Below are 26787 nucleotides of genomic sequence, written 5' to 3' on the forward strand. Positions count from 1 at the left end.
GTGAGCTTTCCCACCTGGCGCGACTGGATTTTTTCCAGCAAAGCCTTTGTTGCTTCCATGCTTGCGCTTTATATCGCGCTGTTTTTTGACCTGCCCCGTCCCTATTGGGCGATGGCGGCGGTTTATGTTGTGTCAAATCCGCTGGCAGGTGCGACCGGGTCCAAGGCAATGTATCGCGCATTGGGTACCGTGATCGGTGCCTGTGCTGCCGTGTTTTTTGTTCCCATTTTTGTCAATTCCCCCGAATTGCTGAGCCTTGTGGTCGCACTTTGGACCGGGGTTTTGCTTTATATTTCTATGCTGGACCGTACCCCGCGCAGTTATGTCTTCATGCTGGCGGGATATACGTTACCGCTTATCGCCCTCCCCGATGTTGGTACACCGGAACTGATTTTTGACACCGCCCTGGCGCGCAGCGAGGAAATCATTCTGGGCATCTTGTGTGCCAGCATCGTCAATGCTGTTGTTTTTCCTGTGAGTGTCAACAGCCTGCTCGATGGCAATATTTCAAAATGGCTGAACGATGCCGCAAGCTGGGCCGATGAAATTTTGCGCGGTGAAGGGGCCATTCCGGAAACACCGGTAAAGCGCCAAAAACTTGCCGCCGACATTACCGGGCTAAATATGTTGCTGAGCCAGTTGCGCTATGATGTGAAAACACGCGAAGTCGTCAGGCCAACACGCGAATTGCGCGGCCGCCTTTTAATGTTGCTGCCGCTGTTTTCATCCCTGGCGGACCGGCTTCACGCGCTAAAACAAAACAATCACGGTTTGCCTGCCGATATCAGCCCTGTTTTATGTGCCGTGGCCGACTGGTTCGACACACCGCAAAACATCAATGATGAAACAACACACGCCTTAATCGCGCGGATAGATGCCGCCGACATATCCGACCCGACAAAAACCCATGTTTGGGATAATATGGTCCGCGCCAGCGTAATGGCGCGGCTGCGCGAAATTGTTTATCTGTGGCGCGATTGTAATTCCCTGCGCGATATCATCGCCGATGGCAAACACAAACGCCATTGGCGCGCCCTGTTTCGTCATCGCAAGGTTATTGGGCAAACCCGGTATTATGATTACGGCATGATGCTGTTTTCATGCGGATCAACCGTTTTGGCAACCTTGATTGCAAGTTTGGCGTGGATCCAGTCTGGCTGGCAATATGGGGCCGGGGCAGTATTAATGACGGCGGTAAGCGGATCGTTTTTTGCCGCGATGGACAGACCGGCCCCATTCATTATGATTTTGCTCAAATGGTTTTCCGCCAGTCTGGCGTTATCATTTGTCTATCTGTTCCTGATTTTGCCCCGCATCGATGGCTTTCCATTGCTGGTTCTGGTTTTTGCCCCGCCTTTCCTGATTTTGGGCACCCTGATGCCACGCCCGCAATACGCAATTATTGCCATGTTACTCACAGTATCAACGGCATCATTCATCGCCCTTCAAAACCGTTTCAGCGTTAATTTTGATTCGTTCCTGAACGGCGGGATCGCCTCGCTGATCGGGATCGCATTCTCGCTGGTCTGGACCCTGCTGGTGCGCCCGTTTGGCAGCGAACTGGCCGCACGCCGCCTGATGCGTGCGGGGTGGGCCGATTTGGCCAATACTGCCGCCGGGCAACATGGCGGCGACCACGCCGCATTGTCGGGCCGCATGCTTGACCGATTGGGCCAACTTGTTCCAAGGCTGGCCAGCCTTGAAGACCGCGAACTGGCAAAGGTTGATGGTTTTGCCGAAGTACGTCTGGGCTTTAACATCCTGGTTTTGCAACGCGAACGCCGCCGCGTTGGCCCGGCCAGCCGCGATGCCATTGACACCGTCCTTTCTGCCATTGCCGGTTTTTTCACCCAACGCTTAAAACAGGGCAAAGCCCTGGAACCTGACGATGCGTTGCTGTTTGATATCGAACACTGTCTGAAACAGGTCGCAAATGAACCTGCCGGTAAACGGGCCGAAGCACTGGATGCGCTGGTGGGGGTCAAACGGGTATTGTTTCCCAACGCGACAAGCGCCAGCGGGATACTTACCCACATCAACGCCAATGACCGTGCAGATTTCAAGGCGGCGCAATAATCTGAATATCAATACGGATCGCGACGGTTAAGCTGCCGCAAACCGCGTCATTGATCGCGGCTGTCCCGGGTAACAATAACCGCATTGCTTTCAAGTGTGCGGTGAACCGGGCATTTATTGGCGATTTCAATCAACTTTTTGCGCACGTCATCGCTTAAATCACCCTGCAAGGTAATAACCCTTTCAAACCGGTCAATCCTGGCGGTGTCCTGATGCGGCCCGTCGCCGCAATCCGCGCAGTCTCGTGCATGGATTTTCTGATGCGTGACCTGCACCGAAATACCATCAAGGGCGATCTGTTTGAAATCGGCATACATGCGGATCGTCATTGAGGTGCAGGCCCCCAATGACGCTGCCAGATATTCATAGGGCGAAGGACCGCTTGCAAGGCCGCCTGCCCCCTCGGGTTCATCGGCCAGCATCCGGTGCGGGCCCGCCACCAGCATGGTTTGAAATTTTCCAAGGCCAGTTTCACGCGCCAGAATACCTTCATCTGCCCCCGCCGGGGTGGTGCCGGATGATGCGGCGGCATCCTTTGTCACCACATAGGGGCGGGCCCAGGTCGCAATAACATTGGCGGCATAGGTCGCGTCGTCAGGGTCGCGCAGCAAATGATCAGCTTTGTTTAGCGACACATAACTTTTGGGGTGCCGCGCTGCGGTGAAAATGCGGCTGGCATTATCAATGCCAACGGTTTGATCCATCGGTGCATGCAACACCAGCAATGCCTTATGTAAAGACGCGGCCGATTTTTCGATATCATGCGCGGCAAGATCATCAAGGAACTGTTTTTTAATCACAAAGGGACGACCGCTTAGCGACACATCGGCCTGCCCTGCTGCACGAATTTCGGCCAGTTTATCGGCAAAATTTTCGGTTACATGGTTAATATCCGCTGGTGCGGCGATGGTGGCAACGGCCATTGCTTCGGGAATATCCCCGGCAACGGCCAATATGGCAGCGCCCCCCAGTGAATGACCAATCAGCAATTTGGGGGCTTCATACTCGATCCGCATATAATCCGCCGCCCGGCGCAAGTCTTCAAGGTTGGAGGTGAAATTGGTCGAGGCAAAATCACCGCCGGAGCCGCCCAGCCCGGTAAAATCAAACCGCAAGACAGCAATTCCCTGCTCGTTCAAGGCTTGGGCAATTTTACGCGCTGCCGTCAAATCCTTGGTGCAGGTAAAACAATGGGCAAACAGGGCATAGGCCAAAACAGGCCCTGCAGGCAAATCCAGCCGTGCTGAAAGCGATGCGCCCATTGCCCCTTCAAAGCCAAGCCTGATCGGACGAACTGCCATGTTTTTCTCCGTCGCCAAAGGTGAAATATGCCTTGATAAGATGTTGTTACTGTACCATTTTAACGGGTAACATTTGCATGTTTTTTACGCTGAAAGACAGGCGATTTCAGATGCTGCGAATTAAAACACCCCGACTGACCTTGCGCCCGGCAACGCCGCATGATGCCGATTTTATACACAGATTGTTAAACCAGCCGGACTGGATTGAATATATTGGCGACCGCAATATTGGCGATCTGGCAACAGCGGCGGTTTATATTAATGAACGCCTGATCGCGGCGTATCACCGCGATGGTTTTGGCCTGTATCTTGTCGATTTACAAGCAAGCGGGGAAACAATTGGCCTTTGCGGGCTGGTCAAACGGCAAACCCTGCCCGATCCCGATATCGGCTTTGCCTTTCTTGATCAATGGCAAGGCCAGGGTTTTGCCCGCGAGGCCGCACAGGCCACCTTGAAATATGCCTATCAGGATTTGGGCCTTAAACGGGTTATCGGCTTTACCTTGCCCGGCAACAACCGGTCGATCCGGTTGCTTGAAAGCATCGGCATGGTGTTTGACAGCACCGTTTATGTCGATGGCGACCGCGAGGCCTGTAACCTGTATGTGCCCGCCAACCAGAACAATCCGGTGCCCTGAAAAATCACGGCAGGATTACGTGCGCCGGATACCAATGGTGCGACCCACGCCAGATGGGACGGGTAAATCGCGCTGTGCGACCCGAATACCGTCAAGCGTTTTGAAAATATCGTCAGGAAACGGGGCTGATCGCCGTGTTTCCATATTGATATGCATCGTAATTATTTCGTTGGTCGCCGCCAGCCAGCCTTCATTTGCGTGGCGCATTTCATGATACATGTGAATGCGCTTTGAATCGCAATCAAGCACCCGGGTGTGAAGTTCAAACGGGTCATTCAAATGAATTTCACGGTCATACGTGGCGTGCATTTCCAGTGCAAAGGTCGATCCGCCGCGCCGCGCCGGATAGGTTCGCCCCAAACCGACCGCATCAAGAAAACCCAACGACCCCAGATTAAAGGCAACGATATAATAGCCAACATTTACATGACCGTTAAAATCGATCCATTCGGGCGCAATATGCCCCCGATAGCTAATCAACATATCGGGGCCAAACAAATCGGTGCTGATCATTTATCCATCGCCTCGACAACACTGACAGCGGCAGCAAAATCTTCCAATGCATGGCCGACCGATTTAAACACCGTGCATTCCCCTTCGGATAATCGACCTTTAACCTGTTCGCGTGTCAGGCCAAACAAATCACCCACAATATCATTTTTGCTAATTGCGCCTGACTGAATAGCCTGCACCACATCCCCGCCTTCAGCCGATGCCCCGTCAAAACTGTCAACAAAGATACGGCATTTTTTCATCACATCATCATCGGTTTCGCGCATGGTGGGTTTAAACGCCCCAACCAGATCAACATGAACACCATCAGGTAACCACGCCCCGCGCACCAGCGGTTCATTGCTAAGGGTGGCGCAGGATATGATATCCGCTGTTTTACAGGCCATTTCCAAATCATCGGTGCCCGAAGCTTCAAAACCCAGCAATTCAACTTCGCGGGCCAATGTTACTGCTTTTTCCGGGCGGCGGTTCCATAGGGTCACTTTTTTGATCGGGCGCACCGATGCATGTGCCGCAATCAGGTTGGGAGCCATGGCACCAGTACCAACCATAACCAAATGGCTGGCGTCCTTGCGCGCCAGATAATCCGCTGCCAATGCCGATGCCGCCGCAGTGCGACGTGTCGTCAGACGCGAGCCATCAAGCACCGCAGCAGGTTGCCCGGTAACGCCATCCAGTAAAATGTAAATCCCTGAAACAGCGGGCAGGTTGCGGCTGGAATTTCCCGGTACGACTGCCGCCACTTTTACCCCGGCAGCCCCGTCTTTTTCCCATGATGGCATAATTAACAGGGTTGCGTCGTCTTCGCCGGTTCGTTCCATGTTAAAATGACTGCGAAGCGGCGTTTCACAGCCTTTTGCAAACCAGCGGCGCAGGGCTTCAACCATGTCGCGCGGGGGAACGGAACGGTCAATGTCTTCGGCGGTAACGAAACGCATGGGGCCTACCTGTAAAATTTGTGATTATTCAATTGGTAACGCAGGTTTACCTTATCACAACGGGTCTTCTACGTCACCGCATGTTGAGCTGAATATCACACACAGAACAGGCGTATTCTTGCCATTTCCCGCCCGTTTCAGCCGATAATACGCTTAAGATTTCCATATAGCGCACCATCACGAAGATACAGTTCTTCCAGCACCGTAAAATGGTTGGCACCCCATGCCTGATGCACCGGCACGATCAACCCCGCTTTCGCACAATATGCAGCATATGCCTGACTTTGTCGGACAAATTCCGGCGTTTCAACCGCTCCGACTACCAACATCATTCTGGCCCCAACGGGCACGGCGTCCAGCATTGGTGAATTATCGGCAGCACTGTCTTCGGTCAGGCGAATATCGATATTCATGCTGGTAAAACGCAAGGGCTCCAGGTCAAACACACCCGACACCGGCACTACGGCGTTAAAAGGGGTCGCATCACCAATTTCGTTTTCCCAGTCATGGGCGGCCAAACGGGCCACAATTTGCCCCCCGGCCGAATGCCCGGAAATACTCAGCCGATCACGATCCCCGTTAAAATCGCCAATATGTTCGTAAACATATTTAATGCAGCGAATGGCCTGGGCAGTGATGTCCTCGACCTTAACGTCGGGGCATAAATCGTAATTGGCACAAACCACTGTGTAACCATCGGCTACCAGATCACGAACAATAAAGGCGTAATCTTTTTTGTCCTGGCTACGCCAATACCCCCCATGAAAAAACACGTGAACCGGTGCATCAGGGCTACCGGCAGGAAAAACATCAAAGGTTTCTTTGGGTCCAGGCCCAAAACGCACATCAGACTGATGGTCAAGTTTTGCCCGCACATCATCTGATGCAGCAACGAACCGGGCAAAATGATCGGCAAAATCCGGCACGGTTTCGCGCGGATTATACTGCCATTCGACTTCTGCTTCTGTAAAACCGCCCCAGCCCATTGATGATATATCCCTGTTAAAAGTGCCTTTTGTTAAATTCCAAGGTGATTTTTCTTTATTTCCGGGGCATTTGCAAATTGTTCAGAAGAACCATTCCAAACTATTTGCCCTTTTTCCAATACATAATGCCGGTCACATACCGCCATTAATGCATCAAGATTGCCATCAATGATCAAAACTGTCTGGGCCAAATCGCGCAATTTACGAATGCAAGCCCAGATATCGGTCCGGATCACCGGTGCCAGCCCTTCGCTCGCCTCATCGAAAATCAGTAAATCAGGGTTGGTTAACAATGCGCGGCCAATTGCCAGCATTTGTTGCTCCCCGCCTGATAACTGATTGCCCATATTATTTTGTCGTTCGGCCAACCTTGGAAAAAGGTCGTAAATTTTTTCCAAATTCCATCCCTGCCCCCGGGCTGTTGCCACCAGATTTTCGCGCACCGACAAGTTCGGAAAAATCTGTCGTCCTTCAGGCACCAAACCAATACCGGCACGGGCAATGCGAAAGGATTTATGGCGTGAAATTTCCTGCCCCTTAAACCGGATGGATCCTGCTTTGGCCGGGGTTAACCCCATTATGGATCGAACCGTGGTGGTTTTCCCCATACCATTACGCCCCAAAAGGCTAACAATCTGGCCTTTTTCTACTTGCATATTTACGCCAAACAAAACCTGGCTGCCGCCATAACCGGTTTCAACGTTTTGCAGTTCCAGCATCAGTATCCCTCCGCCAGATAGGCTTTTTGAACGTCTTCGTTTTCGCGAATCTGATCAACACTGCCCGATGCAATCATGGCCCCGTTAACCAATACCGAAATCACATCGGCCAACCGAAAAACAATATTCATATCGTGTTCGACCAGCAAAATGGCGAAATCCGGTTTCAGCCTTTCCAGAAGCTCCGCCAACTGGTTGCTTTCCGTCGGGCCCATACCCGCCATAGGTTCGTCCAGCAACAAAACCTTTGGGTCCAAAGCTAGCGCCATGGCAATTTCCAACTGGCGTTTTTGCCCGTGCGCCAGATCGGCGGCACGTCGGCTGGCAAAACCGGCCAGACCAACCTGGTCAAGCAATGCTGCTGTGCGTTTATTGATTTGCACATCGCGCGTAACCGCACGCCAGAAGGAAAAATGATGCCGGGTGCGCGATTGAACGGCCACAGCAACATTTTCTGCCACGGTAAAATCATCAAATATCGCGGTAATTTGAAAAGACCGGGCCACCCCCATTCGGGCGCGTTTGGGCATGGAAAAACGGGTAATATCCTGTCCGTCAAACCAAACCTGCCCGCCATCAGGGCGTAATTCGCCCGATAATTGCGACAGGGCCGTCGTTTTGCCAGCCCCGTTCGGACCAATCAGGGCATGGATTTTACCAACTTCAAGCTGGATCGATAAATCATCTGTGGCACGCAACCCGCCATAACTTTTATAAAGGTTGCGTGCTTCAAACACCGGGCGATCTTGTGCATTATCCATGATCACCCCCTGACTTTACCGTTGCCTTGCCCGCGCCCGACAAAAAACCAACGATGCCCCCCCGGAAAAACACCACCACCAATATTAAAACCGGCCCCAAAATGACCTGCCAGTGTTCCGTAAAGGACACCAGGCTTTCTTCCATCAGGAACAATGCCAAGGCCCCGTAAATCGGCCCGACAAGGGTGCCCAGCCCGCCCAAAATAACAATCACCATCAACTCGCCCGACCGCGACCAGTGCAACAGCCCGGGACTGACAAATTCGGAATGATTGGCAATCAAGGCCCCGGCCAGTCCGCCAATGGCGGCGGAAATGCAAAATGCGGTCAGCTTATAAAGCAGAGGATCATAACCAAGCGCACGCATCCGGCGTTCATTTTGTTTACAGCCAATAATAACGCGGCCAAACCGCGACCCGACAAGGCGCGACAACAAAAACCACACTGCCAGCAAGATTGCGCAACACAGATAATAAAACGTATTGCGATCATACAGATCAAGGCCGGGAATAGCGTTTCGGTCCCACAAAGACAGCCCGTCTTCCCCACCATACTGAGACAGGGAGACAAAGAAAAAATAAAACAGCTGGGCAAAGGCCAGCGTGATCATGATGAAATAAACGCCCGATGTCCGCAGACTGATCAGGCCAATAATCAGCCCGAAAAACGCCGCCACCAGCATTGCCAACGGCCAAACAACAAAAGCATCATTACTGCCCGTCCAGCCAAAGATAAAATCGCTGCCATCAAAGGCGTGGGTGCCTAAAATACCCGCTGTATAGGCGCCGATGCCAAAAAAGGCTGCATGCCCAAAGCTGACCATCCCACCAAAACCAATGATCAGATCCAGCCCCACAGCCGCCACCGCATAAATAACCGCACGGTTAAACATCGTTATTAAAAACGAATTATCAAACGCATGTGCCACCGGTGGCACCAGTGCCAGCACCACAAAAATTGTGATCGTCGACCAGCTTTTACGGGAAATATTTTTAACCATGTGTCTGAAACAACCCCCGGGGACGGAAGGCCAGAACCACGGCCATTAAAATATAAATCATCATTGATGCCAGGGATGCGCCCGCCCCGTCAGCCACCGAGGGTGGCAACCATAAACGCATCAGGTCAGGGATATAAACCCGGCCCAGGGTATCGGTAAGGCCAATCAACAGCGCACCGGCAACCGCCCCGCGAATGGAGCCAATGCCGCCAATCACAATCACCACAAAGGTCAGGATCAGGATATTTTCACCCATGCCGGACTGAACCGCACTGAACGGGGCCGCCATAACCCCCGCCAACCCGGCCAGCGCTGCGCCAAAGCCAAACAGCAAAGTATAAAGCAGGGAAATATTAACCCCCAAGGCCCCAATCATTTCGCGGTTGGATGCCCCGGCCCGTATCCACATGCCAATACGGGTTTTCATCACCAGAAAATACAAAAAACCGGTTACCAGAATACCGGTTGCAATAACGGCCAAACGGAAGGCCGGATACGGCGCACCTGGAATAAATTCAACCGTGCCCGATAAAAATGCCGGCGGGTCCATGGCAATGGGCTGACGTCCCCAAACGATGCTAACCATTTCATTAAAAAACAAAATAAGGCCAAAGGTAGCCAAAACCTGATCAAGATGGTCGCGGCGATATAGCCGGCGCATGATGACAAATTCCATCACCATCCCGGTAATGGCAGCCGCACCAACCCCGGCCAGAAGGCCCAGAAAAAAGCCCGAACCATGCGCAATGGCCGTCGCGCCGACATAGGCACCAACCATGAACAACGACCCGTGCGCCAGGTTGATCAGGTTCATGATCCCGAAAATCAGGGTCAGTCCTGATGCCATCAAAAGCAGGGTCACGCCAAATTGCAGCCCGTTTAAAAGCTGTTCGAGAAACAAAAGCATTATTATTTTCCGGTGCAAGTGCGAAAACACAATGGCCGATACGGGACCGGCCATTGGTTAAATTGCGTGGGCAAATTACATTTTGCACTCGGAGGCGTAGGCATCGACATGGTTTGAAAATACCTTGCCGACCAGTTTATTGGTAAAGCCACCATCGGGATCGGCGACAACCTCGCGGACATAGAAATCCTGAATCGGATGATTGTTATTGCCAAATTTGAAATTCCCTCGAACCGAGGTAAAGTCGGCTTTTTTCAAAGCGGCACGGAAATCATCCTTTTTGGACATATCACCTTCCACAGCAGCAATGGCACTGCCAATCAGATTGGCGGCATCATATCCCTGAACCGAATACAGGCTGGGTTTTGCACCGTATTTTGCGACATAACCGGCAACAAATTTCTTTGATGCCTCGTTATCCATATCGGGCGACCAATGGGATGTGTTTTTCATGCCCACCGCGGCCTCGCCAACGGCATCAACCAAATGTTCATCGGCTGAAAAAGCCGGGCCAAACAACGGAATTTCGTCTTTCAAGCCAGCCTGGGCATATTGTTTAATAAAATTAATGCCCATGCCACCGGGATAGAAGAAAAATACTGCGTCGGGCTTTGCGGCACGCAGGGATGCAATTTCAGCGGCATAGTCTGTTTGACCAAGTTTGGTGTAAACTTCGTCGGCGATATCGCCTTTGTAATACCGCTTGAAGCCTGCCAGGGCGTCTTTACCCGCCGGGTAATTCGGGGCGAGCAGATAAACTTTCTTAAAGCCCTGATCCTGCACATACTGGCCCATGGCTTCGTGAATATTGTCGTTCTGATAGGCGGCATTAAAATAATTGGCATCACATTTCGCACCCGCCAGCACACTGGGGCCGGCATTGGTGGAAATATAAATCATGCCATCGCGTACCACCTTGGGCACCACGGCCATCGCGACATTGGAAAAGATAATGCCGGTCATAAGATCAACATGTTCGCTTTCCATCATGCGGGTCGCAATTTGACGCGCACTTTCGGGTTTCAAACCATCATCCTCGACGATCAAATCAATGTCCGAGCCGCCAAGTTTGCCATCATGTTCGGAAATTGCCAGTTCAAATCCCTTGCGCATATCATCACCCAAATAGCCTGCCCCAGTCGAAAGGGTGGTGATCATGCCAATTTTAACGGGTTCGGCCGCCTGTGCGGAAATCCCCGCCACACAGGTGCCCATCATCAGTGTTGCCACCCCTAAAAGGGCTGCCTTTTTGCTTTTTGCCAACATCTTACAGTCTCCCTGAAGCCTGATTTTGAAGAGTTTGTTTTGATTTGTTTTTGTTGCCTTTCTATTCATCCCCAATTCGCGCGCCGTTGCAATAACCAGTTTGTTTAAGCTTAAAGTTTTTTTATTTCTTCTACGTATAAATACGTACTTTTTGCCCATATTCCTGTCATCAGCACTGGAAAAATGGCACAGTGCGCCGCTGAAAAATGTAATACTGCCAAGAACAGGGACCCATTATGACAGCCGATCAAACCTGCCCGTTCCCCACCAAGGATGCCGACCGCAATGCCATTTGGGACATGCTTGTCCCGCGCGATATCACCGCCTTTGTGCTGGCAGACTGGTCACTGGTGGAAAATGATTTTGCAGCCAACGGCTTTTACGGGATTGATGCCCACACATCAGCCAATCCTGATGACTGGACGCTGGCCTTTCCCGACTTGTTAGCCTATCGAGAAACATGGCTTTCCCAAGCGCATGCCAGCCAAAACACCGACTACGCCGAACCGTTATTTGATGCCGTTTTTGCCGCCACAAAACTGGAACAGATTGAAATTAACGGCGACCGTGCCCTTGCCCGCAAACATTTTAACGGCAGCATTAAAAAATCCGACGGCAGCGAAGACCGCCTTTTGTGGAAAACGCATTATTATTGCCAAAAAGGTGCCGATGGAAAATGGCGCATCACCGGATTCATCGGCTATTTACCCAATAACGACGTCTAATACGGCAAAACGGCATTCCCGATAAAACAGGAATGCCGTTTTTTGTGTTCCAACCCTGCAACGACGTGCAGATTTAAACCATTTTGCCCCGTGCGGCGACAAAGGCAGGGTTTTCGAAAATACCGTTTCGGCACAGTTGCACATAATCGAACATGTTGCTGACCACACACACATGATTGGGAATAATCTGTATCCGTTGACCAATTTTGAAAGGCTGACTTTCCGGATCAAATGTCAAAATGCCGTGTTCTTCGCTCAGCGACTTTACCGTCACGTCACCATGACCAACAACATGGCCAAAATGCTCCAACCCGAACAAATCGGATGTTAAAGCCTTTGACCCGGCATCAATAATTGCCCTGCCCGGTGCCGGTAACGACACGATTTCGCTCAGCACACGCAAGGCACAATCTTCTTCCAGACAACCGCCGCGCGCCATTACCGATTTGTCGTTATAAATATAGGTTCCGATGCGATATTCGGTCACGACCGGGGCTTCATGCGCCTGCCACATATCGGGCGTGCCGCCCGAACTGCGCACCGGGCATTCCAGCCCGGATTTTGCGCATTCATCCATCGCATCCCGAAAAAATTTCTCTACCTTTGCCATACCGCCATTAGGCGGATACGTCATCAAGCCAATAAACTTCAAACCCGCGAGGTTATCGACAATGCGGGCCAGACTGGCGGCGTCCGCAGGGGATTGGACCCCACAACGACCAGCACCGGTATCGCATTCCACCAGCACTTCCAGCGGTTGTTCGCGACCTGAAAATGCATCTGACAGGCCTTGCGCCACTGTTTCGCTATCAACAACCACGCGCAGCAAATCAATGCGATCCGCCAGAGCGCGCAACCGGGCGAGTTTACGGGCCCCAAGAATATTATAGGTAATCAGAATATCGCCGATACCCGCATCTGCCATAACCTCGGCCTCGCCGATTTTCTGACAGGTAATGCCCTTGGCCCCGACCGCAATTTGCTGCAAGGCAAAGTCGGGGATTTTGTGGGTTTTAATATGCGGACGCAAGGCAATGCCATGTTCGTCGCAATATTCCTGAAACGTACGAAGATTGCGTTCGACGCAATCAAGATCGACGATGGCACAGGGTGTGTCGAGTTCGGCAAATTCGGTCATTCTTTACTCGATTTCATCATGATGCTGTTGCAAACGGATCATCTACAATCGGCCAGACTTGACGCGTCAAATGTTTATACCCGTTTGTTTTCGGGTCTGACGGATACGGCCCGTGAACATTTACATAGATAATCTCGCCCGCGATTTTGGCAAATGCATCGTAGAAGTGATTGGTGGATTTGATAAACAGATAATTCTTTGCTTTAGGGTCAACGCCCATATTGGCAAAAAGATCCGGGTCAAAACTTTGCGCCCGGTTGCTGTTTAAAATCACCTCTCCACCATCTGGCAATTCAATCAACGCGCAATCGCCCAATGGCACAATGCTGTCGCCAAAACTTTGCCAGGAATTGCGCTGCAATTTTTTCACCCGAACAACGGCATCAACCGGGGCGCCCCCGGTCGAGGAGGTTTTACCGCCAAACCGCAACGGCAAGACACCGCCCTCACCTGCAGAAAAGCAGATCCGCACGGCCATCGGGTCCCATATCGTGCCAAAGGCATAGTTCTTCAGGCCACTATTCATGACCCGGCCTAGCAACAACGTCGAATCACCCGGCACGCCCCCGCCAGGGTTATCCCACACATCGGCGATCACAACCGGCGTTGCGATAATGTCAGGCAATTTTGCCATCGCCTGTTCCGGGGTAATAAAATCGGGCCGGGTGGTGCCACGAAAACCAAACAGCTCCATCCCCAGATCCTTGGCTGTCTGTGTTGCCAGATCAGGTTTATTATCGGTAATGACGATAACATGAGACCCGATTTCGGGCACATCCCCTGCCATAAAACCATGAATGACCGAGATCGACAAAATGCCATTATGACCTTCCATGGCTTTGATCCGGTCAACAAAAGACCGCATGGGTTCACGCGAGGTCGGCAGAACCTCGATCATTTTGCAATCAAACACGGCTTTGACCGGTTTGATTTCCCCGCGAATTGTCCGCAAAACCAGATCAACCGTTGCCGCACCGGCCTCGACAAAATCTGTGTGGGGAAATTCCTTAAACGCGACCAGGACATCAGCGGCATTAAAGCGCCTGGCGCTTAAATGGCTGTGCGGATCAAAGCTGGCACCAATCACGACGTCAGGACCAACAATGTCCCGCACGGATTGTAACAAATCCCCTTCACAATCGAGGTAATCCTGCGCGACCATCGCCCCATGTAAACCAAGCACAACGCCATCTACCGGCATGGCGGCTTTTAGCTGTGCCAGCACTTCGTCGCGCAGATATTCATAGGTATCACGGTTCACGATCCCGCCTGGTTCGGCCCAGGTTGCTGTACCTTCAATCAGGTCCCATCCTTCGGCCTTTGCACGTGCGCGCGCAACGGTAAACACCGCACTGCACAATGTAGGCGTTTCGGGGTGGTCCCCCGGGCCTGCATAAAAACTTTCGCGGAAATCGGAAATATCGGTGCGCAGGGGTGAAAACGTGTTGGTTTCAGTCGCGATGGAAGCGCAAAAAATTCGCATACCCGGGTCCTTCTTGGTCTTTGTTTTGGGTAAATGGATCAAGGAAATAGAATAAAAATAATCAGACAGTTCATAAAAGGGTGGCGGGAGGGAACCGGGAGGAAGCCCCCTCCCCGCCAGACAGAAATTAATCTGTCAGATATTGTTTTTCGTTGGCTTTCTTGACTTCAGTCTTAAACAGGTCAAGCAATTTAACACCATCTTCGCCAAGGGTTTCCTTGACGTGTTTTTCCATCACCGGCTGGGTAACTTCCTTGAACTGTTCGCGCTCTTCCGGGGTCAGGGCATCGATTTCCATTTTGCCCATCAGACCTTTAAGACCACGATCAGATGCTTCGATCACGCGCGATACGCCACGGCTGGCAACAACACAGGATTGTGCAGCATAACGGATAATGCGCTGCTGATCTTTGGTCAGATCATCCCAGAATGCTTTGGACAGCATCATGGTGTAGGGCGAGAACAAATGGTTGGTCAGGGTCAGGTATTTCTGTACTTCGTTAAACTTCGCGAAGGTAACAGTCGGAACCGGGTTCATCTGACCATCAATCACGCCGGTCTGAAGGCCGGCATACACTTCGCCCCATGCCATCGGGTAGGCTTCAGCACCCAGTGCCTGCATGATTTTCTGATGTGACGGCAGGGCCATGGTACGAATACGAACGCCCTTGAAATCTTCCAGGTTTTTGATCGGGTGCTGCGAATTGGTCACAGCAAAGAACCCGCCAGTATCTGGGAAACCCAAAACTTCCACATCACCCAGGGTGGCTTCGATGTCTTTGGCCAAAGCCACACCAAACGGCCCGTCATAGACGTCATAGGTGGCAGCGTTGCTATCAAATGCAAATGGCAGGTTCAAAACGTCAATGCGCGGGTAATAAGATGCGATGGCGCCGGTCGAGGTCAGCGTTGCCTGAATAAGGCCATCACGCACCATCTGGACATGTTCGGCAGCCGAACCCAGCTGGTTGGACGGATAAACTTCAACCTTGATCGCACCATTGGTGTCGGCTTCGACGATATTGGCGAAAACTGCGGTGCAGGCCTGGGCCGGGTTTTCAAACGGGTCCAGCTTATTGTCGTGGGCGAATTTCAAAATTTTGGCTTCGGCGTGGGCGGTGCCCATGGTGCCTGCCAGCAGTGCCGTCGCAGCCATAGCGGCCCCGAAACGTTTGAATGTGTTCATAACACCTCTCCTGATTGGATTGATTTTCATTGCGCCCCAAAATCACCCTGTCCCCCAGGGTGATCCGCCCGGGGCCAGGGCGGAAAACCGTAACGTCGTTACATTGGGGTTATCGGAACCCCAACAATCTGGGCACCAGAAGCGCCAGATCGGACCAGAAAGCGAACAACAACAGCACCCCGATTTCAGCAATCAGGAAGGGCCACAACTGCGCCGCAATTTTTTCAAGTTTTTCACCTGTCACTGATGCCAGCACAAACAGGCAGGCCCCCACCGGTGGCGTCATAAGGGAAATGTTAAGCGCCAGCACAAAGATGATGCCTGCATGGATCGGGTCCATACCGATTTGCACGGTTAACGGCACCAGAACCGGGGCCAGAATGATCAGAATGGCGTTGATATCCATCACCATGCCGATCGCCATCAACAACCCGACAATCATTAAAATGACCATGTAAGGATTGCTTGAAACGCCCAGTACGGCCGCGGCAACTTCTTGCGGGATGCGGTTAAAGCTAAGCCACCAGCCCAGGATCGAGGCAAAGGCGATGATGATGAAAATCACCCCTGTCACACGTGCCGTTCTGATCAGCATCTGGATAAAATCGGCCACAGTCAGGGCACGATACACAAACACGCCAATGAACAGGGCATAGGCCACCGCGACAGATGCCGCTTCGGTAGGCGTTACAATCCCCCCCAAAATACCCCCCAGAATGATCAGGGGCATGATCAGGGCCGAAATGGATGATTTAAAGATTTTCCAGATTTCAAGCAGACTGGCGCGGCGTTCTTCCTTGGGCAGATTTTTACGACGCGCAGTCACGGCAATCACCGTCATGCAGATCAGACAAATCATCAGGCCAGGTAAAATACCCGCAGCAAACAAGCCCCCGATTGAAACACCCATTAGCGAGCCATACACAACCATCAAACCGGACGGCGGAATGGTTGGCCCGATTATGGAACCCGCAGCGGTGACCGCACAGGCATAATCGCGGCGATATCCACGTTCGACCATGGCAGGAACCAATGTTTTGCCAAAGGCCGCCGCATCGGCAGTCGCCGCCCCGGTAAGGCCTGCAAAGAACACACTGGCCAACATATTGGTATGGGCCAGCCCCCCGCGAAAATGACCGACCAGGGATTGGGCGAATTTGACCAGCCGGCTGGTAATGCCGATATGGTTCATGATTTCGCCAGCCAGAATAAAGAACGGCATGGCAAGAAACGGAAACACATTCAGCCCGTTAAAAACCTTGCTGGGGCCCTGCACCAGAAACAGCCCCCCGCCCATGTCATAAAGACCTGCCACACCGGCAACGCCAAGGGCAAAGCCGATTGGCATGCCCAAAACCATTAGAACAACAAAAATAATGGCGATGATCATTCCGCGCCCTCCGTCAGATCGACCGGGATGTAGCGCCCCTGATCGCGCAGGGCGACCAGCAACAACTGAATAGCCGCAAGCAAAGCTGAAACCGGCACGGCGGCATATGGAAGGGCCAGCGTCATGCCAAAGATCATGGCGTGGCGTTTCATGCCACCAACAGCAAAATCAAACCCGTAAAATGCCAGGTAAATAAATGCCGCAAGTGCAATGATATCGACGGCAAACAGGACTGTGCGCTGTAGTGCCATGGGCAGGTTAAGAACAAACAGGCCAATGCCAATATGTTCACGCCGGGCAATACCAGCTGAAACCGCCAGCAATGCAGCCCAGATCATAAGATATCGCGCCAGTTCCTCGGGCCAGTTCAATTGCCAGTGAACAAGGTAGCGGTCAACCACACCCAGCCAGACATCAAGCACCAGGGCCAGCATTAAAACGGCAATAATCCGCTCCACACCCCAGTTCAGTCCGTTGCTAAGCGTCCGGGCAGAAGCCTCAACGCGCTGCAAACCCATTTTTTGTCTCCACTGATTAGGTGTTTGTATTTTTCCTACACTTTGGTCACATAATTGTAGCTTGTCTACATATTTTTCTAGAAAATCCGATAAAACTAGCGCAAATTAAAATCAATCACCCTTCAAATAAGTAGCTAAGCTACTTTTGCGGCAAAAACATCTATCAAAATCAAGGAGATTTTCATGACGATCAAACATTTCGGGAATGAACGCAGTGGTGCTGGCGGGCAGAAGCTGCCGTTTTCGCCTGCAGTACGTGCAGGTGATTTTGTATATATTTCCGGTCAGGTTGCCATGCAGGAAAATGGTGAAATTGAATATGGCAGCATCGAAGCACAGACACGCCGCACGATGGAAAATATCAAATCTGCGCTGGCATTGGCCGATTGCACGCTGGACGACGTATTTAAAATGACCGTCTGGCTGGATGATACCCGCGATTTTTGGACTTTTAACCGGGTTTATGCCGAATTTTTCCCTGGTGAACGCCCGGCACGCTCAACCGTACAGGCAAAACTGATGGTCGATGCCAAAATCGAAATCGAGGCTATCGCCTATAAACCTGAATGATGGTAGCAATCAACAGGGTGCCGCAAAACGCACCCTGTTGATTAAAAACCGGGACACTTCACATGCAACGCCCAGCCGATATTATTAGCCAGCTTAACCGTGCGCCCGGCATTCTGCCCGCCCGCGAACAAAAAGTAGCCGATTATGTGGTGGAGCATCTTGAAGACGTCACATCCATTGCGCTTTCCGATCTTGCCAAACAGATTGGCGTTAGCGAACCAACCGTGATCCGGTTTTGTCGCAGTCTTGGCTGTGAAGGTTTTCGTGATTTCAAACTGAAACTGGCACAAAACCTTGCTGTCAGTATGCAGTATCTGGCCCCGGAACCAATTGAAGACCACATTACCGACCCGGATTTACTAAGCAGCCACGTTATCGGCACCATTATCGACAGTTTACGCCTGTTACGTGAACAGTTACCGCAGTCTGACATTGATGCCGCTGCCGATATCCTTGCACGCGCCCGACAAATTGCATTTTTCGGGGTTGGCGGCGGGTCCAGCACCGTGGCGTTTGACGCCGCCAACCGATTTTTCCGTCTGGGTATTCCTGCGCAATCGCAAAATGATGGTTATTTACAGCGTATGCTGGCATCCACGCTGGGCGAGGAAGATGTTATCGTCGCCATATCCACCAGTGGCCGCCCGGCAGAACTGATACACAGTGCTGCGATTGCCCGCCAATATGGGGCCAAGGTAATCTCCCTAACCAAACCCGATAGCCCGCTTGCCGTTGAAAGCGACATCGTTATCAGCCTGATTATGCCCGAAAGCCCCGACATTTATAAACCCACTGCCACCCGGCATGTGTTTATGGCAACGATTGATGTTCTTGCCACCGCCGTTGCCCGGCGCAATACCGTCCGCAGCAAGGAAAAGCTCCGCCGTATCCGCTCATCGCTGTTAACCTTGCTGCCAACAGTGGGCCGCCTGCCCATCGGCGATTGACCCGCATCAAACTTCACGGCAAGTTGCTCTGCAACCAGATTGAAAACCGGTTTTACTTTTCACGGTAAACCCGCAAACAGGATTGTTTAAATGACCAAAACTGCCTTCATCGGTGAATGCATGATCGAAATTTCGGCTGCCAGTTCCAGTAACAGCGCCGAACCTTCATCCGCGTTTGGCCCTGCCAAGCTGTCTTATGCGGGCGACACCCTGAATGCAGCGGTCTATATGGCACGCGCAAGCAAGCTGATTTTACAACAGGGTAAAACAGCCCCGACACCATTGGATACGGCGCAAAACGATGCTGCCATTTCCTATGTCACAGCCCTGGGAACCGACCCCTATAGCACTGCAATGATAACCGCCTGGCAGCAGGATGGGCTGGACGCCAGCCTTGTGCGCCAGATTGACGGGGAATTGCCCGGGCTTTATGCCATTCAGACCGATAACAGCGGCGAACGCAGTTTTAGTTACTGGCGGCAAAATGCTGCAGCAAAACAATTGCTAAAAGACGGTTATGAAACTGTCCTAACCGGCAAACTGGCCCATTATGGCATGGTTTATCTTTCGGGTATTTCATTGGCTATCCTATCCGACGCAGACCGCGCCAAACTGTTCACAATGCTGGCAACGTTACGGCAAAACGGCACCCGGGTTTGTTTTGACAGCAACCACCGCCCCCGCCTTTGGGCCGATACAACGGCCGCCAAAAACGCCTATGCCACGATGGCACCGCTGTGCGATATCCTGATGCCGACATTCGATGATGAAGCAGCGCTTTTTGGCGATGAGACACCCGCAGATTGTGCCAGACGCTGGCTTAAGGCCGGGGCGGGTGAAGTGATTGTCAAAAATGGCGCGCAACCATCCACCTATATTACCCAGACCGGCGAAAGCGGCACTGTAACACCCCCCAAAATCGACCGCGTTGTTGATACGACGTCGGCTGGCGATTCGTTTAATGGCAGTTACCTTGCTGCCCGCAAAAATGGCATCGACATTGAAAATGCCATTCAAATTGCCCAGAAAGTTGCAGGTCGTGTCATTGGGACACGCGGCGCACTGGTTGATATCGACGATCTGGTTCTTTAGCCCACCACTCCAGCCCGTCGTATCATCCATTTCATAAAAATGCCCCGGCGCAATAAAGCAGCCGGGGCATTTTTCGTAGGATACCGCTTAGTAATCCAGTTTGAACTGAATGCCGGCCTTGCTGTCTATCTCGCTGGTTTCCGTGGTGATTTTAATATGCGGAGATAGTTCTATTTCCACTTCAACCCCGCTGGAACCTGGCGTCGTGCCCTGTTTGGTGCCAACATAAATATCATCTGTCAGATATTTACCCGCCTTGACTGTTGGTCCTTCGTCACCACCATCAACACGCAAGACATCAGCACCGATGAAATTGCGAATGCTGCCAATAACATCGAGCCCGCCGCCACTGCCCGAAAGCTGAGCTGCGGCATTCGCCAATTGCACGGCTTCCACAGCACTTAGGCTGCCTTGCGATTTACCAAACAATACCTGCGACAAAATTTCGTCCTGCGGAAGGGCGGGTTCGGAACTCAGGCTTAATTGCGGGTCGTTGGCCGGGCCTGACAAGGATGCCGTAACCGTCAAATCATCTGTTGTATAAACACCGGCGATATCAAGCAGCGGATCAGGTGGTTGTGCCCCGGAAAACGTAATTTTGGAATCCTTGATAACAAAGGTTTTACCAATCAGATCCAGTTGCCCGCGCAAGGCACGCAATTCACCCACAATTTTCGGGTTATCCGCCCGACCGGTAATATCAAGGTGGCCGCCCCATTCGGAATCAAGCCCCTTGCCCCGCACAAACAGGCGCCCAGGCACATCGACCCTGGCATTCAGGTTAGCGACAAAACCACCCTTATCAGCATCATCCCTTTTCTGTTCTTCAGTCTGCGTTTTGGCAAGGTTTTGAACATCAAGCTCCGGCACTGATGCCGGCAAGGCAACACTTAAATCGACCTCGCCCCGGCGTAATGTGGTTTTGCTTTCAATATCAGCTTTGTTTTCATCGCCTTTTACATCCACATCAACATCCGTCCAGACACGCAATTCATCCATTCGCGTTATCGCCATATTGCGCATGGTGATATTGGCGGTGTAATTTATCCCGTCACCAAGTTCGACGTCAGCCTTACCTGTCAGCGTGCCCTGCCCGCCATCATCGGCTGTTAATTTTGTCAGTTTAAACCCGTCATTGTTAAACACACCGTCAAGTACGATATCCTGAACAAGCGTACCATATTGCATATGTTCATAGCGCCCGTCGCGCAACGATACGGTACCCTTCCATTGTGGATCGGACAAAGTTCCGTCAACACTGGCATTCAGCTTTACTTCCCCGGCAAGCGCATGGTCGGGTAAGGGCACATAGGGCCAAAACTGCCCTATTTCACCATCCATTTTTACCTGTGCAGAAAGGGGCTGGTCTGGTGAAACGGCAAACTGCCCTTTTAGAAAAGACACATCCACCGGCAATTTGGCGGTTGCGGTAATGATGCGCATATCAGGTCGGCCCATATCAACATCGGCGGAAACCCCGCCGTCGCGCAAAGATGCCGTAAGGTTCAGGGCCAGGGGCGGCAATTGCGCCGCCGCAGCAACACTGATATCGCTAATTTTACCATCAATATTGGCGCTGGCAGGTTTTCCCGGTTTTTCATGGGCATCCGCATTCAAGGTTAAGGTGCCATCCAGCCCGGCAACATCAAACATTGCCCCCCACGGTCCTAACACCAGCGACTTGATATCGGCGGTTGCCTCAAAACTTTTGCCCGGCGCAAGGTCAAGTTTCGCGTCAAGCTGACCTTTCCCGATAGACAGCATTGCATCGGCGGTCAGGCTGCCATTTGCGCCCTGACGAAAAACCAATGGCTGGCGCAAGGCAATATGCTGGGTACCGACATCGGCGTTCAATTTATTCGCAGTGACCGATATGTCATTGGAAAGGGCAATTTCAGCCGCGGCATCAAGTTTGACCGGGATACGGTTTTGCACCATGGCCTGCGCCTTTACCGTCGTTTGCAGTTTCGCCAGAACCCCCTTGATCGTGGCTGAAATTTTTTCAACCCGTGCCTCGGGAACACCAATATCCGTACCGGAGACCTTTAAGTCCAATTCCGGGTCGGCAAAGGCGTTTTCGATGGTGCCATCAATAGCAACATCATCCAGCCGGGTGGTTTCGATCCCTTGCGGGTCCACCATGCGCAAGCCCTTGGCGGAAAGTGATGCCGTAATATGTTGCGCCGCATTTTTTGCCGAAAAATCAAGGCTGGCAGTGATTTTACCATTGGCAAATGGCACCCCGAAACCCTGCGCCATCATGGCGTCAAACCGGGTTAACGCGATGTTCCCACTGAGTGGCACGGCATTGCCTGGCAAGGTCACACGCCCCGTCAGGTCGATATGCTCTCCTGTCAGGCTGATATTGGATACCTCAAGGCCGGAGGCAGGCAAACCGACATCGGCATCCAGATGATAAGGGGCGCCTCGCCAGTCAAATTTGCCTGTATTCTCCAATTGCAATGCAGGGGCATTCTTACCGGTTTTATCGTGTTGCCACGCCATATGGCTGGTCAGATTAACGTTTTTAAAGGCCTCGCCCGATGTACCAAGCATTGGAACCACCAGCCTGATATCACCTTGTGGCTCGGCCAGCGGGCCATTAAGACGCACCGTTAAACGCCCGGCTTTGTCCTTTAAGGATACCGGCACCGATGGCGGCACAATACCTGGCGCCAATGCCAAATCAGCATCAAGCGACAGAGTATTAAAATCATTGGTTATCGCCAGTTTGGCGCCGCCGTTGACATTCGCGGTTTTCACACTATTCACATCAACCATCAGATCCATTTTCGGGCTGATGGTAACCGCAGCCTCGATGGCCGGGCTGGAGCCAACAACATGGTCCAGTTCGGCAATGCCAAAACCGGTGTCGGCGGTTTGCAGGACAATATTTGCTTTGCCCCCATCCGCCATATTCCAGGCGGCATCGGAAATATCCAAAGTACCCTGCCCCTGCAGGTCCATGCCCGAAATGGGTGCAAAGGCAACAAGGTCTTGGATATTGGCATGAAGAGATGCCTGGTTCACATTGCCCTGCGCATCAATTACCGCCTGCCCGTTCGCCGATAGCGTTGGTGTTTTTAATGTGAAATCATCAACAGTAACCTGTGAAAAATCGGCAGGGGCACTGGCATTTATCGTCACATCTTGCTGCGTTCCAACCATTGCCCCCAGGCTTTGATCATCAAACGTGTGGCCTGTGGTCTGGGCCGATGCCTGCACGGCAAAGTCGCCATTTGTTGGTACCAGCTTTGCGTTAACAACCAGCGTTTCAAGATGCGACACAGGCGTTTTAACATTCCGCGCTGAAATTTCCGCGTCGACATCGGGCATTGCCAAATCGCCACTGGCATGGGCCGTAACCTGCATGCCCTGCCATGTTGCCGCATCATCAATCAAGGTACTGGCGGCACCATCAATATCAGATGTCAATTCGGCATCAATCTGGCTGTTGGCAAGGTCAATATCCGCCGAACCTTTCAGGGCCAGTAATTTGTCCCTGGTAACGTTTAATGACGTAATTTCAAGTTTCTCGTGTTCGCCGTCATACCGTCCGGCGGTTTTTATACCGACATCACCTTGCAATGGCGCAGGCAATGCAGATGCCAGCTGGCCCAGCGTGGTTGCGGCAACATCCAGACCAAAACCAATATTTCGATTTTCACCCAACTGCACATTTACAGCACCGGCAACTTTTGCAAGATCACTGGCAGTTAATGTCAAATCGCCATGCCAGTCGTTTGCCGGGCCTCTGCCCTTTAACAACAGCGTAACATCAGGGGCCTCGTCCGGATTTAACCCGGCCAAGGCCATAACCAGACCGGTCCGGTCCAGTTTGGCGTCAATATCCGCCTTTAATTTTTGGGCATCGGCATCAAAATCCAGATTTGCGCGGATATGATCAACACCGCCATCACGGGGTTGCAAATTAACCCCCAGCACCGCCGACAAATTTTGACTGGCCGAAGCATTCGCATTTAATTGATAGGAAAAAACACGTCCATCCACCGGGTTGGTGATTTGGATGTCCGGAATTTCGAGGGTGCCAAGTTTTACCGACACAGGCAAAACAAACCCCGACCCGGTTTCATCTTCAGGCTCGACCGGTGTTTCGGGGCCCGCCCTGTCTGGTAAGGTCACAGCCATGTGCGATGCAGATATGCGATCAATATCAACTTTTGCGCCAAATAACGCCCATGGCGACCACGCGAAAACCAAATCATCACCCTGAACTGCCAGGCCGGTTTCCGGCATTTCCAGGGTCACCCCCGACACGTCCAGTTGGCCCCACAGGCTGCCTTCAACCCGGCCCAACACAAACGTACCATTCACGGCATCCGATACCGTTTTATTGATCCAGGGGGTGAGTTGACGTAGAACCGGGCCGGTTCCAACCAGCACTATTATGCCAACCAGCACAACAAACAGTGCCAGAACAGCCAGCACAATACGCTTAAACCACCGCCATACGGGGCGTTCAGGGATCGCACCGTTTGAATTATTCATATCAGCCATTAAAATGCCTGACCCAGGCTAAGATAGATTTGGAAATCGTCATCAATATTTTCACGTTTATCGAGCGGCACAGCAAAATCAAACCGGACCGGGCCAATGGCGGTGTAATACCGTAGGCCAAGCCCCGTCGCCCACATCAGGCTGACATCTTCGGGTTTCACCCCTTCATAAACATTGCCCCCTTCAACAAACGGCACCAACCCGATGCTATCCGTGATACGTGCGCGAAATTCCAACCCGGCTTCGATCACCGACCGTCCCCCGATCGGGTCGCCATCCTGGTTAAGCGGCCCGACGGTCTGATATTCGTAACCCCGCACGGAACCGCCGCCACCCGAATAAAACCGTTTGTTAGACGGCAACGATGATCGATCATCGCCAATGATGCTGCCAATACGGCCACGGCCGGCCAAAACATAATGCCCCCTGTCATCGAAAGCATAATATTGCGACCCGTTAAGCGCGATCGAGGTAAACTGTGTGTGCGCCCCGGCAAGGCTGATATAGGGTGAAACGCTAAGTTCCATCCGGTTGCCTGTCGTCGGATCAAGGGCATTGTTGGTGTTGTCGTGGCGTAAAACACCGCGTAACCCACCCAGGTAAAATTCCTCGTTCGGAGAATCGGCACCTGTCAGGTCGGAATATTCAACCGTCACGCCATAGGTCGCCGACCAGTTTTCCCAAAATTCGCGCTCAATCCCGGTAAAGGCATTTGCAAGGTCACCGTCATAGGCATCGGTGCTATATTTTGTAACTTCGCTTTCCGCGATAAGGGCCTGACGGCGGCGCAAAAACTGGGGTTTTCTAAAACTGGCCGACGCCCCTTGCTGCAACCCTGATCCTTCCAGTTTCAGGCGCAGTTTTTCACCTTCCCCAAACAGGTTTCGGTGTTCCCAAAAAGCATTGGCACCCGGACCATCCGCCGTTGAAAAATCTATCCCGCCACCGATCGACCGGTGGTCGCGTTCCTGCACGCGCATTTCAACGGGAATTTCGCCATTTTCATCCACCGGCCCCACCGGTTTGACAATCACGGAATTAAACAGGTTGGATTCCGCAAGATCACGGCGCGTGGTGGTAACTTCCTGTGGCGAATAAACCTGCCCTTTTCCCCAGCTATGATAACCACGAATAAAATCGGCATCGACATCCTGTGCGCCAACTACGCTGATTTTGCCAAAACGCGCCTGTTCACCGGTAATAACTTCGTAAGTCACGCGCATGGTTTTTTCGGCGGTATCCGCCAGAACCTTTTTGTTACCAGCCTTGGCGAGCGGATAACCCTGATTACGAAAAACATCGAGAACACTTTGTTCGGCCAAAATGATCGGGTCGGCCTCGGCACGCATTCCAATCGAAAGATTTGCCGTTTTTAATTCCTCGTCCGTCATCGACCGCGTTTCACGGCTGTCATCAGGATGAATTATTGTTATTTCGGCATCGGCCAGCAAATAGGGCGTGCCGGTATCGATCCGGTATTCCAGAATAACCGGTTCCGGGGCTGCCTTACTGGCTAATGCCGGCGAATCCGGGGCTTTATCCTTGTTATCGGATGCCTCTGCTTTACCCGCTTTAACAGCCGTTTTTTTATCGGTATCTGACGTCGGCTCAGGATTTGACGCATTTTGCGCACCAGTCGGCGCCTCAATTTTATCGCCATCAGGGGTAATGTCGGTTTCGCCATTTGGCAGGCCAATATCAGCATCGCGAATATCATAATTCACAACCGCATCATAAAAACCAAATGATCGTAAAACACGAACAAACCGTTCAACATCATCGTCCGCACGCCGTTCAAGGCCAGCCCTGGTCGGTGTTGGTCGTGATTGCAAGCGAATGGCGGTGCTATTTTCCTTAAGCGCGGCTAACAACCGTTCTTCATGAGGGTCCATGCCCTGATAGGTTACAGAATAGGGAATGGCGCGACCAACATCCTGTGTTGTGGCTGAATCCGCACCGTCACCGAATGGCAGGCTTTCAGTAAAGGAACATGCCGACAGCAGCGATGCCCCGACCCAAACCGACAGCATCATCCTTCTTTTTCTGCATCCGCCCGAAAACGGATCAAATCTTTTTGGCAACGCCCCAGTCCCTTTTGTCCCTGTACCCGAAATT

The 26787-nt window shown here is 52.1% G+C and carries 22 protein-coding genes; 6 read left to right on the forward strand and 16 right to left on the reverse strand.

What is annotated here, in order from left to right; all coding sequences use genetic code 11:
- Entirely contained in the window at positions 1–2076 is a 2076-nt protein-coding gene (locus tag THS27_RS15305; RefSeq protein WP_210402919.1) for an FUSC family protein, read from the forward strand.
- A gap of 47 nt (positions 2077–2123) precedes the next feature.
- Here the strand turns inward: THS27_RS15305 and THS27_RS15310 are convergent, their stop codons facing one another.
- Positions 2124–3377 (reverse strand): bifunctional alpha/beta hydrolase/OsmC family protein, encoded by a 1254-nt coding sequence (locus THS27_RS15310; protein WP_085592361.1) that lies wholly within the window; start codon positions 3375–3377, stop codon positions 2124–2126.
- Between the two features lie 110 nt (positions 3378–3487).
- On the opposite strand from THS27_RS15310, the gene THS27_RS15315 reads away from it, so the two are divergent.
- Complete coding sequence (locus THS27_RS15315) at positions 3488–4015, forward strand: GNAT family N-acetyltransferase (protein WP_168184910.1); 528 nt, start codon at positions 3488–3490, stop codon at positions 4013–4015.
- Positions 4016–4030: 15 nt separating this feature from the next.
- Here THS27_RS15315 and THS27_RS15320 read toward each other — a convergent pair whose 3' ends face one another.
- The 8 genes from THS27_RS15320 to THS27_RS15355 form a co-directional block, all read right to left on the reverse strand.
- Positions 4031–4528 carry a thioesterase family protein gene (locus THS27_RS15320; RefSeq protein WP_085592365.1) on the reverse strand — a complete coding sequence of 166 codons (498 nt, stop codon included), beginning with the start codon at positions 4526–4528 and terminating at the stop codon, positions 4031–4033.
- Complete coding sequence (locus THS27_RS15325; RefSeq protein ID WP_085592366.1) at positions 4525–5466, reverse strand: ornithine cyclodeaminase family protein; 942 nt, start codon at positions 5464–5466, stop codon at positions 4525–4527. The genes THS27_RS15320 and THS27_RS15325 overlap by 4 nt, the downstream gene beginning before the upstream one ends.
- Positions 5467–5603: 137 nt before the next feature.
- Positions 5604–6452, reverse strand: a complete 849-nt coding sequence (locus THS27_RS15330; RefSeq protein ID WP_085592368.1) for an alpha/beta hydrolase — start codon at positions 6450–6452, stop codon at positions 5604–5606.
- Positions 6453–6484: 32 nt separating this feature from the next.
- A complete protein-coding gene (locus tag THS27_RS15335) occupies positions 6485–7171 on the reverse strand; it encodes an ABC transporter ATP-binding protein (RefSeq protein ID WP_085592370.1) in 687 nt (228 codons plus the stop codon).
- On the reverse strand, positions 7171–7932 hold the full coding sequence (locus THS27_RS15340) for an ABC transporter ATP-binding protein (protein ID WP_085592372.1): 762 nt from the start codon (positions 7930–7932) through the stop codon (positions 7171–7173). The genes THS27_RS15335 and THS27_RS15340 overlap by 1 nt, the downstream gene beginning before the upstream one ends.
- Positions 7925–8932, reverse strand: coding sequence for a branched-chain amino acid ABC transporter permease (locus tag THS27_RS15345; protein WP_085592374.1), 1008 nt, complete (start codon positions 8930–8932; stop codon positions 7925–7927). Before THS27_RS15345 ends, THS27_RS15340 begins: the two co-directional genes overlap by 8 nt.
- Positions 8925–9845, reverse strand: a complete 921-nt coding sequence (locus THS27_RS15350; protein WP_349594604.1) for a branched-chain amino acid ABC transporter permease — start codon at positions 9843–9845, stop codon at positions 8925–8927. Before THS27_RS15350 ends, THS27_RS15345 begins: the two co-directional genes overlap by 8 nt.
- A 69-nt stretch (positions 9846–9914) precedes the next feature.
- Positions 9915–11105: an ABC transporter substrate-binding protein gene (locus THS27_RS15355; RefSeq protein WP_085592378.1), complete on the reverse strand. Its 1191-nt coding sequence runs from the start codon at positions 11103–11105 to the stop codon at positions 9915–9917.
- 236 nt (positions 11106–11341) lie between these two features.
- On the opposite strand from THS27_RS15355, the gene THS27_RS15360 reads away from it, so the two are divergent.
- Positions 11342–11830, forward strand: a complete 489-nt coding sequence (locus THS27_RS15360; protein ID WP_085592380.1) for a hypothetical protein — start codon at positions 11342–11344, stop codon at positions 11828–11830.
- A 73-nt stretch (positions 11831–11903) separates the two neighbouring features.
- Here THS27_RS15360 and THS27_RS15365 read toward each other — a convergent pair whose 3' ends face one another.
- From THS27_RS15365 to THS27_RS15385, 5 genes are all read right to left on the reverse strand, one after another.
- Entirely contained in the window at positions 11904–12968 is a 1065-nt protein-coding gene (locus THS27_RS15365) for a D-TA family PLP-dependent enzyme (protein WP_085592382.1), read from the reverse strand.
- A 16-nt stretch (positions 12969–12984) separates the two neighbouring features.
- On the reverse strand, positions 12985–14451 hold the full coding sequence (locus THS27_RS15370; RefSeq protein WP_085592384.1) for a M81 family metallopeptidase: 1467 nt from the start codon (positions 14449–14451) through the stop codon (positions 12985–12987).
- Positions 14452–14578: 127 nt separating this feature from the next.
- Positions 14579–15637 (reverse strand): DctP family TRAP transporter solute-binding subunit, encoded by a 1059-nt coding sequence (locus THS27_RS15375; RefSeq protein ID WP_085592386.1) that lies wholly within the window; start codon positions 15635–15637, stop codon positions 14579–14581.
- Positions 15638–15746: 109 nt separating this feature from the next.
- Positions 15747–17027 (reverse strand): TRAP transporter large permease, encoded by a 1281-nt coding sequence (locus THS27_RS15380; protein ID WP_085592387.1) that lies wholly within the window; start codon positions 17025–17027, stop codon positions 15747–15749.
- Positions 17024–17545 (reverse strand): TRAP transporter small permease, encoded by a 522-nt coding sequence (locus tag THS27_RS15385; protein WP_085592389.1) that lies wholly within the window; start codon positions 17543–17545, stop codon positions 17024–17026. Before THS27_RS15385 ends, THS27_RS15380 begins: the two co-directional genes overlap by 4 nt.
- A 183-nt stretch (positions 17546–17728) precedes the next feature.
- Here THS27_RS15385 and THS27_RS15390 point away from each other — a divergent pair, with 183 nt between their 5' ends.
- The 3 genes from THS27_RS15390 to THS27_RS15400 all read left to right on the forward strand — a co-directional run bounded on the left by THS27_RS15390 (position 17729) and on the right by THS27_RS15400 (position 20154).
- Positions 17729–18115 (forward strand): RidA family protein, encoded by a 387-nt coding sequence (locus THS27_RS15390; protein WP_085592391.1) that lies wholly within the window; start codon positions 17729–17731, stop codon positions 18113–18115.
- A gap of 62 nt (positions 18116–18177) precedes the next feature.
- Positions 18178–19062 carry a MurR/RpiR family transcriptional regulator gene (locus tag THS27_RS15395; protein WP_085592393.1) on the forward strand — a complete coding sequence of 295 codons (885 nt, stop codon included), beginning with the start codon at positions 18178–18180 and terminating at the stop codon, positions 19060–19062.
- A 90-nt stretch (positions 19063–19152) separates the two neighbouring features.
- Positions 19153–20154 carry a sugar kinase gene (locus THS27_RS15400; RefSeq protein ID WP_085592395.1) on the forward strand — a complete coding sequence of 334 codons (1002 nt, stop codon included), beginning with the start codon at positions 19153–19155 and terminating at the stop codon, positions 20152–20154.
- Positions 20155–20241: 87 nt separating this feature from the next.
- On the opposite strand, the gene THS27_RS15405 is transcribed toward THS27_RS15400, so the two are convergent.
- Positions 20242–24672 carry a translocation/assembly module TamB domain-containing protein gene (locus tag THS27_RS15405; protein WP_085592397.1) on the reverse strand — a complete coding sequence of 1477 codons (4431 nt, stop codon included), beginning with the start codon at positions 24670–24672 and terminating at the stop codon, positions 20242–20244.
- On the reverse strand, positions 24672–26705 hold the full coding sequence (locus THS27_RS15410) for an autotransporter assembly complex family protein (RefSeq protein ID WP_085592399.1): 2034 nt from the start codon (positions 26703–26705) through the stop codon (positions 24672–24674). Before THS27_RS15410 ends, THS27_RS15405 begins: the two co-directional genes overlap by 1 nt.
- Between the last annotated feature and the right edge of the window lie 82 nt (positions 26706–26787).

It is taken from the genome of Thalassospira sp. MCCC 1A01428 (assembly GCF_002115825.1).
Taxonomy (GTDB): domain Bacteria; phylum Pseudomonadota; class Alphaproteobacteria; order Rhodospirillales; family Thalassospiraceae; genus Thalassospira.